Origin of the sequence: Paenibacillus agilis, from assembly GCF_007786455.1 — a bacterium.
GTDB lineage: Bacteria > Bacillota > Bacilli > Paenibacillales > Paenibacillaceae > Paenibacillus_B > Paenibacillus_B agilis.
Genome location: NZ_VNJK01000003.1, coordinates 58,043 through 73,862 on the forward strand (window position 1 = coordinate 58,043; position 15,820 = coordinate 73,862).

At 41.6% G+C, this 15,820-nt stretch carries 13 protein-coding genes and 1 other RNA gene; 11 read left to right on the top strand and 3 right to left on the bottom strand.

Annotated elements, in window-relative coordinates; all coding sequences use genetic code 11:
* Nucleotides 1-154 precede the first annotated feature (154 nt).
* From smpB to FPZ44_RS19320, 8 genes are all read left to right on the top strand, one after another.
* Nucleotides 155-628: an SsrA-binding protein SmpB gene (smpB, locus tag FPZ44_RS19285; RefSeq protein WP_144992877.1), complete on the top strand. Its 474-nt coding sequence runs from the start codon at nt 155-157 to the stop codon at nt 626-628.
* Between the two features lie 286 nt (nt 629-914).
* Nucleotides 915-1,278: a transfer-messenger RNA gene (ssrA, locus tag FPZ44_RS19290) on the top strand.
* Nucleotides 1,279-1,800: 522 nt separating this feature from the next.
* Nucleotides 1,801-2,310 (top strand): TetR/AcrR family transcriptional regulator, encoded by a 510-nt coding sequence (locus FPZ44_RS19295; RefSeq protein WP_144992879.1) that lies wholly within the window; start codon nt 1,801-1,803, stop codon nt 2,308-2,310.
* Between the two features lie 14 nt (nt 2,311-2,324).
* Nucleotides 2,325-2,747 (top strand): DUF3995 domain-containing protein, encoded by a 423-nt coding sequence (locus FPZ44_RS19300; RefSeq protein ID WP_144992881.1) that lies wholly within the window; start codon nt 2,325-2,327, stop codon nt 2,745-2,747.
* Between the two features lie 102 nt (nt 2,748-2,849).
* The gene (locus tag FPZ44_RS19305) at nt 2,850-3,212 is read left to right on the top strand and encodes a hypothetical protein (RefSeq protein WP_144992883.1); all 363 of its coding nucleotides are present in this window, start codon (nt 2,850-2,852) and stop codon (nt 3,210-3,212) included.
* A 98-nt stretch (nt 3,213-3,310) separates the two neighbouring features.
* Nucleotides 3,311-3,619: a hypothetical protein gene (locus FPZ44_RS19310; protein WP_144992885.1), complete on the top strand. Its 309-nt coding sequence runs from the start codon at nt 3,311-3,313 to the stop codon at nt 3,617-3,619.
* 169 nt (nt 3,620-3,788) lie between these two features.
* Nucleotides 3,789-4,583 (top strand): helix-turn-helix domain-containing protein, encoded by a 795-nt coding sequence (locus tag FPZ44_RS19315; RefSeq protein WP_144992887.1) that lies wholly within the window; start codon nt 3,789-3,791, stop codon nt 4,581-4,583.
* Between the two features lie 96 nt (nt 4,584-4,679).
* A complete protein-coding gene (locus FPZ44_RS19320) occupies nt 4,680-5,072 on the top strand; it encodes a DUF8051 family protein (protein WP_144992890.1) in 393 nt (130 codons plus the stop codon).
* Between the two features lie 170 nt (nt 5,073-5,242).
* Here the strand turns inward: FPZ44_RS19320 and FPZ44_RS19325 are convergent, their stop codons facing one another.
* A complete protein-coding gene (locus FPZ44_RS19325) occupies nt 5,243-6,454 on the bottom strand; it encodes a serine hydrolase domain-containing protein (protein WP_144992892.1) in 1,212 nt (403 codons plus the stop codon).
* 334 nt (nt 6,455-6,788) lie between these two features.
* Nucleotides 6,789-7,184 carry a VOC family protein gene (locus FPZ44_RS19330; protein ID WP_144992894.1) on the bottom strand — a complete coding sequence of 132 codons (396 nt, stop codon included), beginning with the start codon at nt 7,182-7,184 and terminating at the stop codon, nt 6,789-6,791.
* 242 nt (nt 7,185-7,426) lie between these two features.
* On the opposite strand from FPZ44_RS19330, the gene FPZ44_RS19335 reads away from it, so the two are divergent.
* The 3 genes from FPZ44_RS19335 to FPZ44_RS19345 all read left to right on the top strand — a co-directional run bounded on the left by FPZ44_RS19335 (nt 7,427) and on the right by FPZ44_RS19345 (nt 14,821).
* Nucleotides 7,427-8,068 carry a 2OG-Fe(II) oxygenase gene (locus tag FPZ44_RS19335; protein WP_144992896.1) on the top strand — a complete coding sequence of 214 codons (642 nt, stop codon included), beginning with the start codon at nt 7,427-7,429 and terminating at the stop codon, nt 8,066-8,068.
* A gap of 303 nt (nt 8,069-8,371) precedes the next feature.
* Nucleotides 8,372-10,579: a stalk domain-containing protein gene (locus tag FPZ44_RS19340; RefSeq protein WP_144992898.1), complete on the top strand. Its 2,208-nt coding sequence runs from the start codon at nt 8,372-8,374 to the stop codon at nt 10,577-10,579.
* Between the two features lie 417 nt (nt 10,580-10,996).
* A complete protein-coding gene (locus tag FPZ44_RS19345; protein ID WP_186786149.1) occupies nt 10,997-14,821 on the top strand; it encodes an NEAT domain-containing protein in 3,825 nt (1,274 codons plus the stop codon).
* Between the two features lie 213 nt (nt 14,822-15,034).
* Here the strand turns inward: FPZ44_RS19345 and FPZ44_RS19350 are convergent, their stop codons facing one another.
* Entirely contained in the window at nt 15,035-15,496 is a 462-nt protein-coding gene (locus FPZ44_RS19350) for a hypothetical protein (RefSeq protein WP_144992902.1), read from the bottom strand.
* Between the last annotated feature and the right edge of the window lie 324 nt (nt 15,497-15,820).

Below are 15,820 nucleotides of genomic sequence, written 5' to 3' on the forward strand. Positions count from 1 at the left end.
GGTCTGTTCAGAACAGGAATCGGACAAGGTTTCGCTTTGGGATGTACTTAGATGTTGTAGGCAACCCCATCCATTTGGTATAATATTATTCTACACTTTGCTGGAGTATCTGTTCTGGCGGGTGATAATTATGCTTGGCAATGGAGGGTAGGTTATGTCGAAGAAGGTTGAGAGCAAGCCGCTGGCTCAGAACAAGAAGGCGTCCCACGATTATTTTATTGAGGACACGTATGAGGCGGGTATCGTGCTGACAGGTACGGAGATTAAGTCTTTGCGCAATGGTAGAGCGAATATGAGTGATGCGTTCGCGACGATCCGCAACGGCGAAGCTTTTGTGAACAATATGCATATCAGTCCGTTCGAGCAGGGCAATCGCCACAATCCGACGGACCCTACACGTGCACGTAAGTTGCTACTGCATAAGTCGCAAATTATGAAGCTGCTTGGACTGACGAAGCAGGAAGGCTATACGCTTGTGCCGCTTAAGATTTATACGCGCAACGGTTATGCGAAGCTGTTGATTGGTCTTGGCCGTGGTAAGAAGAACTACGACAAGCGTGAGACATCTGCAAAGCGCGATGCACAGCGTCAGATCCAGCGTGCGCTGCGTGAGAAGCAGAAGTATTAAATGCAGCTGTAGTGTTGCAGTTTATTGTGGCTCGCTAATGTGCCTTGCTTAGCAAGGTCATCCAAGGAAGCGGGTAGCAGCACTGGTAAGAAGATCACTAACACTTATGATGAGTTTGTGTTATAATAAATTTGTCGGCGGCGGTCAACAGAACTTGCTGAAGCCGCCGGTACCTTGATAATAGAATAAGGTTTGAGTTTGAACATACGATACATTCTATCGATGCTTCGACTTCCTTAATCTAAAGACGGTAACCCCAGATGGGTGAGCCAGTCGCTTACACTATGGGGGCGTTTTTGGATTCGACGGGGATAGTTCGAGCATGGGTAGCGGGTAGTGGGGACGCGTCCGCTTCATCAACGCTAAAGCCTATTAAACGGCAAAACACAAAACAACTACGCTTTAGCAGCTTAATAACCTGTTAGCGTGCCTCTACTCTCCATCGCCCATGTGGCGGGATAGGGGCTCAACTTTAGTGGGATACGCTGTCACATCTCCGCCTGGGGTGTGCTGAAGAAGACAATCAGGCTGACCTGAAGGGAATCCGGTAACAGGGAGTTCCTAGGGTGACATCAAAACTGTTACTACACCCGTAGAAGCTCATGTGCCGTTATCTTCGGACAGGGGTTCGACTCCCCTCGCCTCCACCATCATTAAGCCGACCGCATGAGGTCGGCTTTTTGCGTTGGAGGCGAATTGAAGGGAGTTAAACCCCTGTAAGGGTTCGTCCGCGCACAGGTAGCGGTTGAGAAGCTACAAAGGAAATCATCAGCGAACGAGCACGGCGTTGGTGTCAACCGTAAGGCAATACTACAGAGAATAGCATCAGGGACGGTTAATCTAGACACCAACACCCCCTCGCCTCCACCAAAAAACCAAGAACACCCAGACCGCAAGAGGTCTGGGTGTTCTTTTTTGTGCGTGGAGTGAAGGTTGTCATCGTCGAGTCGCCTCTATTATGAAAATCCAACCCACCTGAGGCATGAGGGTTAGATTTTTGCTATGCTTGCAAGCACTTGAATAATTGGAGACGATTTTATGAACGTTATCGTGCAGTTGTTGAATTTTTCCATAAATAAGAGTATCCTTTTTCTAGACGGTATCGTACAGAAGAGGAGGCGAGTGGGATTCCAAAAGTTATTGTCACGGAGCTTCAATGGATTGAAATAGGGATGAGGCAATTTGCACAAAGCGGAGTAAATGGCTTAGTCATCGAAAAAATGTCATCAGAATTAGGTTGCAGCAAGAGCAGCTTCTATTGGTATTTCAAAAGTCGGGATGAGTTTATTGCGAGGTTGATAGAACGGTGGGTAGAATTATCGACACAGCAAGTTATCCTAAGTTCGTCCGAGCCTGAGAATGCAGAGGATCAAATTACGAAGATGCTGATCGAAATGTTCTCTGTGACACGAAAAGGCGATTTTTTATTTTATTTAAGGAAGCTGAGTGAGGAGGCCACAGCCTTTTATACAATGCTTGAAACGATCGAGCAAACGAGAATGAGCTATGCTGCGGCACTCTTTAAAAAAGTTGGAATGGATCCCGAAGTTGCTGAGCAAAAATCTCATATTTTATATCACTATTATTTGGGGTGGTATGAACGATTCAAGAAGGATCAGGTTGAAGATGAAGAACTAGACCGTCATATTAAAATGCTGAGGGCACATTTATTGGGAATGTAAAGGGGGGGAGTATAATGGCGAGTATTTTCGCGGGGATTGTAGGCATAATTCTGTTTTTACTGAGTGGAATTCATCTGTATTGGGTGGTAGGCGGGAGAAGAGGGTTTCTGGCAGCGATACCAAGCGATGGTTCAGAAATAAAGTTTCGACCGACGAAAATGGCTACAGGTGTTGTGGCGGGGGCATTAACTTTAGCAGGTTTGTTTGTGTTAGAGCTTGGAGAAGTCATGGAGGGGCTAATATTCCCTGATTGGTTATTTCTTTATGGGGGTTGGATTTTATCAGGGGTATTCATTTTACGAGCCGTCGGGGATTTTCGCTGGATTGGCTTCTTTAAGAAACAGAAAGGTACCTTATTTGCCAAATGGGACACATTATTGTATTCCCCATTATGTCTCTTCATCGGGATATGTTTGATTATCGTAACCATCAGTTGATAGGGTGATATTTCAGGTGAAATCAAAACTGTAACTAGCGCCAGATCTTTGCTCACGTAACGGAATTACATATATTAACTGTAGATTGGCTGGTGAATCTGAATGAGTGAAAAATTCTGGTTAGTGGTACAATATCCACTGAAAAGTGCGAAAAGCAGTCAACGTGACCACTGGTTAAGAGATAAAGTAATGGAATACTTGGAGATATCTCTAGCAGATGTTAACTTAGGCTATGTCGATGGCTCAGATATGGGGCAATGCATTTCCGACCCGAAAAAGTATGCTCTTAATATATTTTGTGTTGTTACGGAAGAAGAACGGAGTATTGCCTTGGTGAAGAGAGTATTAAAAGATAGCAGGCTTGATTATACTCGTATCAAAATCGCTACAATGCCCTATGGAAAAGAAGAAACCTATACGCTGAAATATGCATATAAGAAGGGCGTTACTGATTTTTCTCTATAGGATGACCTAAAAATGTGACTACATCCGTAGACAGTGGCGTTTGCTTATCTATATCGTATACAATAGGGATAACGTATGAAAGGTAGTGGAGGTATTAGATGAATACTAGATATCGAATTACGAGAAATGCTGACGGTAATCACCCTGATCAAGTGATGTCTGTTGATGAATATAAAAGCTATTTTGGAACGCAACCGGACTTTGAATATACAAAGGAGTATTCCTTCCGATCGGCTGAAACGACGATGACCATTCAAGGAGATTTCTTTCTTTGGCATGTAGGAGAGGCAACAATTCCATTCCGATATTATGAGGGAGATCTCTATGTAGCAGTATCACATGAGATTATTTTTCAGAAGATGATAGAAATAGCAGAGCATTTTGATGCGCAATATATAGAAGGCTAATGGTAGCTGCGCTTTACAGGAAATCTAAAGTAACGAATCGTGGATTTGCTGAGGAGCTACAGCTCACGTCTCCGCCAAAATCAAGAACACCCAAACCGTATGAGGTCTGGGTGTTTTTTTTGGAGTAGGAAAAGGGAGTGAGTACAGATGTCAGAAGGAGATACATACGATGATTCGAACTTTTGAACCTATAAAAGGCTTGCATAAGATAGTGGACTATATCTGGGTCGTAGACTTCGACTTTCTCGAGGATATCAACAGAGAAGATATTATCATGCCGCTGGGGCACATCAATATCATTTTCAATTATAGGTCTGCTTATAGGCTGGTGGGAGAAGATCAGGGAGTGGCGATCCCCAACGCGGCTGTGATTGGTCAAATAAAGAGGGCAAAACAGGTTCGATATGGACAACAGTTGTATCAAATTGGGATCTCATTAACTCCGTTAGGGTTTATACAATTGTTCGATGTAGCCAGTCTCGAATTGACAGAGCGAATCGTAGATGCTATCGATGTGGACCCCGATCTAGATGATCTGTACCGAATGATGATGAATTCTAAAGATGTGAAGCAACATATCACAGCAATCAATCATTATTTATTGCATAAAATAGCTTTGAATAAAAAGAATACTAGCCGCATAGAGAAAATGCTTACTTATTTAGAACAAGAGTATGAAAGTTTGAACATTGTGAGTATGGCACAATTTTTTTGTATTTCATTAAGTACGTTGGAGCGCTTTTTCAAAAAACATATTGGACTGACCCCAAAGGCCTATGGAGATATTGTAAAGTTCAGAAAACATGCTGAGGACGAAGGATTGAGGAAGGATATTCAGTATCGTTACTATGATCAGTCTCACCTCATCAAAATATCCAAAAAATTTGCAGGCAAAACCGTCAAAGAGTTAGAGAAGCTACCACATGAATTAACCCTTCGTTATATATGGCATGGTCAGAAGTAGACAACGTCTGAAAATAGATGCTTGTTTTTTACAATACAGTTTGATTCCTTCCTGCTAATCTTGAGACACACCACTGGACGAGAGGAAGGGGTAACGATGCAGGACATCATGATCATGGCAAGTTTGCTAGTGTTTTTAAATGTAACATTATTGGCGATATTGGTACCGGGGGGACCGATTGAGAATAGAGATTTCTCAGGGCTAAAAGGAGGGGTGTTCTGGGGGTTTAATCTGTTTCTTATCACACTCGGGATCACTTCGTTTATCGCGTGCTACCTTTTGTTGATTTCACATCCGTATGCCATTTTCATCACGCAAATAATCGCTGTTCTATACTTTGTCGTGTACATTATTGACTTAGCCGGTATTTTTCCGAAATCACCGACTAAAATGTCTAAATCACTCATGCTTAGCGAAATTATTAATACCTCAATGGCAGTCTTCCTCTTCCTCTTTGTGACGGTGGTTGGGCATGGAGTTAGTGGATAGCTAAAGCTAGTTCCAAACGTTGGGAAGGATATAACATTGTGGGCAAAGGTAATGGACATAAATTACTATTATTACTTCCAGTAGTTAAAAAGCCGATATATTGAAATCGGCTTTTTATTATGGTTTTTTGGACGGATAGACAACCAATTCACATTTGCGGAGCAACATAACTACTGACGTTTCATCTCAGCTTCTATAATTCCATCAAAACTAACATATCCTGTATCAAAAGACACATTAGCGTTAACAGCTATCACATGACGACCATTACGAGATGCTCTTACAGCAGTTGTAAATCCATGAGTACTTCCACCATGTCCCCATACGGATGGACCATCATATAGCCTGAACTCTTCAATACCTAGTCCATAGTTTGTGTTCCAAGGCGTTTCAACAGTTGTCAGCATTTCTTGTAGTTGCTCAGGCTTTAGTAGCCGTCCTCCTAATAGAGCTTCATAAAAAATAACCAAATCCTCAGCTGTCGAGATCATTTCTCCGGCTGCATTCAACCAAGTAGGACTATGTTCTGTATAATCATAGAGCTGTTCTGCTGAATGTATGTATCCTCTTGCATGTGCACAAGGAATATAAAAATTTTGGTCTGGAAGGGACGTGCATGCAAGTTCTAGTGGATCAATGATTCGTTTTTTTATTTGATAACGATACGGCTCTTCTGTTACTTGTTCAATAATTTGCCCCACTAGCAGAGTGTTTGTATTGGAATATGCCCATGATGTCCCTGGATCAAACAAAGGTTTGGCGGATAGGGCCTCTTGGATAAGTTCTTCCACCATAAAGGTACGAAAAGAGTCCTTATGAAATTTGATATAAAAATCCTCGGTGATGTAGTCGGGAATCCCACTCGTATGATTTAATAATTGTCGAATGGTAATTTTATTACCGTCATATCCGTTACCCTGAACAATTCCCGGTAGCCATTCTTCTACCGTATCCTCTAAGCTAAGTTTCTGTTCCTCTACTAATTGCAATACAACGGTAGCTACAAAGGTTTTGGTTACACTAGCTATTCGAAAGGCGTGGGTTGTCTTAATTGGTTTCTTATCTTCGATACTCGCTTCACCTGCTGCATATGAAAACAATTCGCCATTTCTCTTCGCCACGGCAATAACGCCAGGAACCTCCATTCGATGGGCTACTTGTTCAATGCGTCTCTGAACGAGTTCGGTACCCGATAATTGAGGAATTACTTGATGCTTCTTTCCTGAATGTAAAGAATGAGGTGGCTGATGATCATTGATGGGAACAGGAGAATCTCCGCTAAATAAAAACAGCGTGGCAATTACCAGTAAGGCGGATATCATAACTCGCCTTTTTTTCCTGAGTCCTTTAATGTTTGTATGTGGTAGCGGTAGGTTTACCATTAACCCTCCTATTTTATGGAAAAAAATGATTTTCTAATGATTCTAACTTAATTGGCCCTTTATTGCCATACATATGTAGAACTGATTATGCTTTTTTGCTTGTGGAAAAAATGATTGAACCTGTCAGTGGGGAGTTCTATGCGTATGGAGTGATTGAGGATGCATCGGAGAATAATATCACGTAGGAGAACGGAATTAATGTTCAGCTACATTTATCTTCGGATGAGGATAAAGTATCGTGAACAGAGTTAAGGGAGGGACAGATAGCCCCTCTCCTCTCCCATGAAGACCCCGACCTCATGTGGTCGGGGTCTGATCCATATAACGAAACACACTATTTCGCATTCTTATCCGGCTGATGAATGCCGAATACATTTCCTTCCGTATCTATGCAATACCCTTGCCACGCCATGCCAGGGAGCGCATGCTTCTGCACAACGACCTTGCCTCCAAGACTAACAATTTTCTCTTCCGTAGAATCGTAGTCTCCGATTCCAACCGTACACGCATAACCATTCATAGGCTGACCTGGTTCTGGAGGCGGGCCTTTGCGCTGCATCAAAGCACCGTTGATGCCCATCTCATTTGTATCGCCTGTCACCGCGCCAAAATACGGCGTTCCCGCATATTCGCTCCAATCTTCGAATGTCCATCCAAATATCTGGCCATAAAACTTTTTAGCACGCTCCATATCATCTACGTGAATTTCAAAATGAACGATTCTTCCCATAATGGCCTCCTATAGTTTGACTTCCTTACTAGTTTCTTTTATTAGTTTCTCCTTTCCTTCTATGTTTTATAAAGAACTATACAAATGTACGTGTATGGTAGCCACGCCGCGTGTAGGTATATCAGCATTAGGTATTTCAACACGTGTATTCCTATAACTTTTATTACGTTAATCCGCACAATAAACCATTTTATGGTACATTATCATTGATATGGATGCCATGATATGGGAGGTGCATAAGCATGATAGGGAACACGACGGAGAAAGAGCGGACGATATTTGATCACGTTGAAAATACGATCAAGACCGAGGATCGAGAAATTCGAATCCTTGCCAAGTATGAGGAACCGCTAGTTGTTGTATTAGGAAACATGCTTAGCGATGAGGAATGCGACGAGCTCATTGAACAATCTAGGGAAAAATTGCAGCGCTCTAAAATAGGAAAAGATCGTTCGGTCGATCAAATCAGAACGAGCAGCGGAGTATTCTGCGAGGAAAGTGAGACAGTTGCAAAAATTGAGAAGCGAATCTCTCAAATTATGAATATTCCTATTTCGCATGGCGATGGCTTGCAAATATTGCAGTATACCCCAGGTCAAGAGTATAAGCCTCATCATGATTTCTTTGCAGAAACGAGTCGCGCAAGTGCCAACAATCGTATAAGTACACTCGTTATGTACTTAAATGATGTGGAGGAAGGCGGCGAAACGACGTTCCCTATGCTGAATCTTTCTGTGTTTCCTAACAAAGGGACAGCTGTCTACTTTGAATACTTTTACGATAATCATGAATTAAATGATTCCACTTTGCATGCAGGTACGCCCGTAATGCAAGGGGAAAAGTGGGTTGCAACGATGTGGATGAGAAGACAAATTTTTCGGTAATTATAGATATAGCATTATAAATGAACTAGCCGATCATATATGGTCGGCTTTTTATGTTAGCCGGCTAGGATGATGGAAGAGTATCTATGAGGACAATCCGTCCGCATAGTAGAGTGATAAATGAGAGGGCTACGGATGGTGTCAGCAATACATATATTGCTGTTGGTATTCAAAATATGGGAATGTTTCACTGTAAGGCAGTTGTTATATGTGATAAGGTGATTTTTGAATTGTATTTCCAATTAAAGGGGTAAGTTGCGAAATAAAACTTCAATTTTCAGTGAAAACGGAGTGAGAGAGAGTATGAAGTGTAATCGAGTAAGCTTGTTGTTTTTAGTCATGGTTATGTTTGTCGGGAGCCTCGCCACTTGGACAAGAACTACGAATGCTTATAGTGCGCTTGAGTACCGGAAGCACGACAATCTGGTTCACATTCTAGCTGATGGAGATGGGCAGAACCGCGTGTTTACGTTTAAGACCAAAAATAAAATTACAGCGAGTAATGCCAACCTTCGGTTGTTTATTAACGCACAAGAAATCGATCCAACAGAATATATGGTTGATTATAATAACTACATGATTACACTAAATAAGGCGCCAGACATTGGAGCGGAGCTTCACTTCACATATGAGATAAACCCATCCTTCGAATGGAGTGAGCGATTATCGGGTGTAAGCCATATTGGGCATGCTCTTTCCCCAGGAGATGGGACTACACGTGTTTTTAAACTACATACCAATTATAAGTTGAATTCTAGTAAAAAAGTGAGCTTATACATAAACAATCAGAAAGTACCCAGCACGGAGTTCATTTTCAATCAGGAAGAGCTTACGATCACGATAAAAGAGAAACGTACGGCACCTTTCGCTGGTACAAAATTATATTTCTATTTCCCTGAATCTTCGGTTATTGGCACACATTATCCTTCTGGTGGAAATATAGAGAAACCCTCCTACGGTGGGGTTACTGAGCAAACAACTTCGGGAGGAACCGGAGTAAACACACCCAATGAAGAAGGAGAGAAGAATCCCTCCAATGGAGGGAAGGCAGAACACCCATCTTCTAGTGGGGTAATAAATCAACCGAATTCTAATGAAGCGGGAGTAAATCTTCCATCTAGAGAAGCAGAAGTGAATCCTCCGTCTGAAGGAGGAACGGAAACTTCAGTTCCGAGTAGTGGATCTGGATCTATAGGTACAGAGGTAGGGCAGCCATTTTTACTGATAAGTGGAAAGGGCTATCCTGGCTCAATTAAGATTAACAAAAATAATACGTTTACAGTGAACATATCCATTCAGGCTAAGCAACCAACCTATACCTCTTATTTAATCGTAAAAAATGTCCGTGAAGAGGTCGTTAGGCGGATTCGTGTTGAAGCAGGAGCATCTTCATCCATTTCAATAAGCAAGTTAGGGTTGCCGACCGGGGGATACTATATTTACTTAAAAACGATCAATCAATCAGGTGGCTTTGCAGTTTCGAGTCCAGTCTTTATTCCGGTCAACACTGAAGCTAAACAAATTAATGTATTTATTGAAGGTCATCTGCAAGCATATAAGCAAGCACCAGTAAGTGTAAACGGAAATGTACTTGTACCGTTCAGATCTATTTTTGAATCGTTGGGAGCAAAAGTGAAATGGAACAGTAATCTTCGCATGATTACAGCGAGTAGAGAAGGTACAACGATAGTCTTAAATCTTGGCTCCAACGTTGCCTATATAAATGGAACGGCTATTACAATGAGTACAGCTCCCAAATTAGTTAACGGAGTTACCATGGTGCCTGTACGTTTTGTAAGTGAGGCTCTTGGTGGGAAGGTAGAATGGAATGTGGCGGCAAACTCGGTTATTGTATTTCAAAATGAGCCATCCATTTCTACAATAGTAGAAAGCGAAAAATCAGCGGTGTCTGAAGGCTCCAGCTCTTCGGCTATTTTAGGTAAGATATCAAAACATATTACCACATCTACGGATATTATATTCGTCATTGACGTTACTGGAAGTATGGGAGGAGTTATCGATCATATTAAAGAAACGGTAAAAAACTTTGTGGATTCCGTTCCAAATGGATCTAATTTCGCAATTGTAGCCTATCGTGACACTAATATTTTTGATCCTAATTATAAAGAATTAGAGTTTTATTCATTTACTAACAATAAACACGTATTAAAATCAAATTTGGAGAAATTAGAAGCTGCCGGTGGAGCAGACGTGCCTGAGTCGGGACTAGAGGCTATACATATGGCAGCGGAAAAGTTATCGGTCTCTAAAAATGCGAAGCGAATTATTTTCGTAACCGATGCTACTGTACATGAGAAAAATAAATCTCCAGAAAAATCAAGCCATACTATTGATCAAATTAGTTCCAAGCTATCAGAGAATAAAATTATTTTTGATGCAATCGCTCCAAATAGCGGTTCAGCATACGAGCAAATCATTCGGCTTGTGAATAATAACAAAGGAACCCTGTACGATATTGATGAAGCGAGTACGTTGATGTTAAATAAGTAGAACAACAAAGTATACCCCAGATACAAGGAACACCCAGACAGTAATGTCTAGGTGTTCTTTTATTTGTAAATAAGAGAATGTTAACTTTGCTTGATCTGCTCCACACAGCACAATGCGACAAAAAGTGTAATCTAAAGTTCATACTCCGTTCATATTTGACTTGTAAGCTAAGAGCTGAATGTAGCCACGTCTAAAGTAGCAGAAGCAATGCTATTTTTTTTGCCCATTAATTGATAATGATTATCATTTTTGTTTGGGTTATATAACACGCTTTAGAACGTATACAGCAACGCGACATTCGATCACAAGTTTCCCAAGTGTATTCATCAAGAAGGGGGTGGATGGTCTGCACTGTATATGCAGAAGCAATGGCGGTACGGAAGAATTAAATATATCCATATTGAGGGGTGTGTACCATTGAAAAAGTGGTTTAAAAAATCAGCAATAATATGTCTATCACTGGTCTTGCTCATGACGCTCATTCCAATCGGTAGTGTGACCGTCTCGGCAGCCAACTTGACGAATTCATCCATTCCAAATGGGGAATATCCGGTTGATTTCAACTTTTTGGAGGATGGAAAAACAAGCGTTTCGACAGCCAATATGTATATGAAAATTCCGGGCACGAAGGGGAAACTAATCGTGCAAAATGGAGTCATTTGGTTCGAACATGAAATCGAAATCAATAATCTTGGTCATTTTAAGTATTTGGGGTATCGACCAGCGGGGGTACCTAAAGCAACGATTGTTGACTCGGTTATTAAAGACAAAACGGGCTATTTAGATGCCACAGTAAGTAATGGTGCAGACGCTTCCAGAAAAATAGTACGTTATGGCATCTCAGATATATCCAAGTTACAAGATGTCGTTATGCACATTGATATTCCATCTATTAATTATAATCATTGGTATCATGCACAAATTAATATCGATACAAGTCAAATTCCAAGTGATGGCGGAGGGGATCCCGGAAATGGTGGTCCCGTAATTGGACCTGTTACGTTGGATAAATTGAATGAACTTATCACAGTAACTAAGTCTGTGTATGACTCTAGTGTAGAGGGTCCGGATTTGGGGCAGTTTCCAGTTGGCAGCCGGGAAGTTTTGAAAGTGGCAATTACAAATGCGGAAACCAACCTAGCAGTAACAACTCCAGGGGATGAAGCGACATATGGGGTTATTTATGCAGAGTTGGATAAGCAGCTTGCTAGTTTTCGCTCTCTACAGAAACAAGCGAATAAGACAGTACTTAAAAATGCAATTGAATCTATGACTACGTTCCTTAGCACGGCAACAACCAACGGGCAAGCAAATGGAACACCTGGCGCTGTACTCGCGGGGATTGTTGAGGGTGAATATCCACATGAGTATATTGAACCATTAAAAGAAAAAGTAGCAGTAGGGAAGCAACTTCTAGCGAATCCAGTGGCTTCACAAACGGAGATAGACAATCTAGTAACTGCCATTAACCGTGATCATGAAATGGCGGTCAAACATAGGTATGTTGCTAGCGAACCGTTCCGCTTGTATGTATTGGATACACCAGATGAAACAAAGAAAGAATCTGCTCTAGCAAGTGAAGTGAAAGCTGAAGTTACAACAATTACAGATTCGATTAATAAGGAATCATTGGGTGGCGTTCGGGCCAATATTATGTTGAATGTTACTCCGGACGAAAACAAAGTGTATTGGTTTATGCCATGGAATGATGGTACTTACAGGAGCCCAGAGTTATTTGAGCAGGCGAATATGCTGTCTGCAGTCACGATTCACCCGAATTTCCCAGAAGGTACAACCGTTTATCAATGGATGATTAAAAATCCAGATGCTAACAAGGATACTGACTGGTCAGGACTCGGCCATATTATGTTCAAGGTCAATGGGGCAAAGCATTCCTTATATCTCAGTTTTAATCGAATTATTCATGAGAGATTGCAGCAATCGCTTGCATCCGTCCAGCGAAAATACAAAGATGCACCGAAGCTTCCAAATGCAGATCAAGCAGCCTTTGATAAGGCGAAAGCTGAACTAGAGGCTGCTATTCAAGAAGTGACGCCAATTTCGGAAAATCTGAATGCGGAGAGACCTGCTATTTTAAACGCAGAAGCTAAGTTAAAGACAGCTTTCGATGCGTTCAAAGCAGTTGCACAAGTAGAATACGACTTGTATTTCTCTACTTTGCATGCTAGTGAAGAAGCATTTTCGACCATTGACGGGAAACTCGTTAAGCCTGCACAGGTCATTCCACAAAAGGATGGACAACAAGTTGTGAGATTGACGATTAACGACAGTTCTTCCGTTAAGGAGTTGCAAGTGGTAGCGGGTGGTGTATTTAAAAATGCAGAGGTTGTCAGTGAGAACGCAGCGGCGAATAGTCGAGTTATTCAGTTTGCAGCAAGTGATTTATCACAGCTGGTGAAAGCAAAAGTAAAAGTGGTTACTTCTAATCAAGGAAACTCAACCGAAGTAATACATGATATTCGCTTTAATTTTAACGGCGTAGATAACACAGCTCTTCAGGCGGCTATATACGATGCCTCCAACCTTTTGAACAATGCAGTAACAGGTACAAATCCGGGCCAATACTCGGACACTGCGAAGGCAGCATTACATGCTGCGATTAAAACAGCTGGGAAAATATCAGTTAATGGACCAAATACAAATGATCAGACTGTAGCATCTTTGACAGCATTGCAAGTAGCTGTACAAACGTTTAAAGCTTCCATGTACACGGCTAATGACCTTAAGGATGGCGATTATAACATTACATTTACGGTATTGAAGACAGATAAAGAAGAAGCCTCCGTGCTGAATAATTATGTTGTTTCTCCTGCAAGACTGAATATTTCCGGTGGCGTGAAAAAGATTTTTGTAATCCTTAAACAAAGCGTAGAAATACCGGAAATGAAGGTGAATGGTCAAAATGTTGAGGTCGTAAGTACAAATACGAAAGATAACACAAGATTAGTTAGTTTCCCAGTTACTGATTTGACAGTTGATACAAAAGGCTGGGCGAAATTCAATTGGGCATCGCAAAATAATTTTAATGAATATGATTTCCGTTTCCGTTTCGATAATAGCAGTGTAACGCCTTATGGAAATGGGCAACAGCCAGGCGGTGCGCTTAAAGACGGTTTCTATCACATTCAGTTCCGAATTCTTAAAGCTGGCACGGAGAGTGGCTCGATTGCCAACAATTATGTGGTTAGCCCAGCATTACTCCATGTAATAGGGAAGAACAGAACAGTATCATTTACGGTGAAACGGAGTAAGGAAATCCACACGCTAACGATAAATGGAAACGGCGGTAGTGTGGTAAGTGTCGATCATCAGAGGAACACACGGATTGTAGCTTTTTCGCTCCCAACGTTATCAGGAAAGCACAATGGAACGGTTAGAATCGACTGGCCAGAAGTAAATTATCATCACACTTACGGGATTCAATTTGTATTTATAGAAGGAACCATTACGCCTGCTAGCGGTCCATCTGTTCCTGGTACAGGTACCGACGGTAACGTCTCAGGACCCGGCCTGCCTATTCCTGGCGCTGGATTCCCTGGAATTCCAGATGCTGAAAACGGGAAAAAGCCTGGTGAAGGAGAGAAGGACAAGCAAATAGAGGGTGCTGCAGGAGGCACAGATGGAAAAGGAAGTACTGGAAAAGAACAGCCGAGCTTTGGCGATACGAAAAACCATTGGGCAGCCAAACATATTGACCGTGCAGTGAAACTTGGTATTGCTTCAGGATTTAAAGACGGGAATTTCCGTCCTAATAAGTCTATTACTCGCGCTGAATTCGCAGCTATGATTAGTCGTGCATTGAAGTTAGAAGGAAACGCTAGCGATTTAAGCTTCAAAGACGCAGGGGAAATTCCAGCATGGGCAAGCAAGCACGTTTCCTTGGCAGTAAAAAATGGACTAGTCATAGGTTATAAAGACGGAACGTTCCAAGCGGACAAAACGATGACTAGAGCTGAACTGGCTGTCATTATCGCTAGAGCTGTTAAATTGAAGCTGAATGACAAGGCGTCGTCAATATTTGCGGATGCTAAGAGCATTCCAGTATGGGCGCTTAAGGCTGTAACAGCAGCGGTAGAAGCTGGTTTGATTCACGGCAAAGCGAACAATCGATTTGAACCAAATGCTACAGCGACGAGAGCAGAAGCAGTGACGTTAGTGCTTCGTATGCTGGATCATCAAACAGCGGCAAGTACAAGTAAGGCAGATACAACCAAGAAATAGGGTTCATCTTCTATCATGCAAGAGGTAGGGTGACACAAAGTAATCCCCACATCGTCAATCACGGTTCTATCAGTTAGTAAGAGGAATCGTGGTTGGTCAGTGGGGATTTTTTTGCGCTGCTGTATACAAAAGAAAAGAACCGCTCGACGGCATTATGCCATGAAGCGGTTCTTCAATATTGCTGTTATAGAACGTTGTAGCATTTCGCTGCTATTATTTCCAATCTACAAACAAAGCATATTCTTTAGAGTGGAAGCCGCCAGCATTTACATGCAATAGAACAGGAATGTTGTCAGTCACATTGTTTACACCGCTGAAAGTGAAGTATGTGAATCCGCCAGATACAGTTCTAGTAGAATTTACTTCATAGACGCCGTCACCAGCTGGAGTTCCGTTCAGATCAACTTTCAGGTGATTGTAGCTGATAGGAATAAGAGGGAAGGCAGGATCTGAATTTTTCATCTTAAATGTAACTGTGTAGTTGCCTGCTGTACCTGTTACATCTACGACTCCGCCTTCAATATATTTGCTTGAATGAGTGGAAGGTGCACCAGAACTATTAAGGAACTGTACCGCATAGGATGCTGCGTTAGCAGGAATAGCAAGAATGAGTACCAAAGTAAAAGCCAACAACATAGAGAAACTCATTTTTTTGAAAGAAGCAATTTTCAACATTATAAACACACTCCCTATTATTTTTTTACGTACTGTATTGCAACCTTACATAAAAAGAACTTCTACCATCCCTTGATCATACAATCTATCTTTATAGTCTGAGAGGCCCCTCCTTCCGAATAGGTTCGGTTCAATTTAGAAAAATAACATCAATCTTCGTTAATGATTATCATTCTCAATGAAAAATCTAAACGATTATCCATTCCTGAACCATAGAACCGATTTGACTACAGCTCAAAGTTTACTACCTCAATATGAACGGAGAATGAACTTTAGATTACAAATTTTTTCAACATGATTCTTTGGTTTGCATCAGCCATTAAG